Source organism: Bradyrhizobium sp. NBAIM08 (assembly GCF_020193935.1).
Taxonomy (GTDB): Bacteria; Pseudomonadota; Alphaproteobacteria; order Rhizobiales; family Xanthobacteraceae; genus Bradyrhizobium; species Bradyrhizobium yuanmingense.
Window position 1 is genome coordinate 1 of the sequence record NZ_JADYVR010001337.1, and the last position, 383, is coordinate 383.

Consider the following 383-nt stretch of genomic DNA (forward strand, 5'->3'; position numbering starts at 1 on the left):
TCCCCGCGCGCAAACACGCCGGTCGTTCCAAGCGTGAGATAGCCAAGCCCGACGTACTGCGTGCTCACCGCGGAGATGAGCGATTGGTGTCGCAGCAGCTCCATGCTTCCCCAGATCTCGATGTTGCGATCGATGGGATAGCTCCCGCTCAGGCGCGCACCAATGCGGATGTTTCCGTAGAAGTCCTCGGGCCTCGCAACGAGGTAGGCATCGCCGGCGAGTGAGAGCTCACGCTGCGGACAGGCATGACGCGCCACACCGAGCATGCCGTCGAGAAGCGGCGCTTGCGTCGGGCCCGTGGCGCGATTGGGTCGCGAAGAGGTGCAGGCATCGAGCTCACGCGCAGCGGCTTCTTGCGCAACCGCATCCACGTCTTGCGGGAC

The 383-nt window shown here is 65.0% G+C and carries 1 protein-coding gene; it reads right to left on the reverse strand.

Annotated elements, in window-relative coordinates:
• Positions 1–383: hypothetical protein (locus I6F37_RS44800; protein WP_225155101.1), on the reverse strand; the 383-nt coding region annotated here is incomplete at both ends.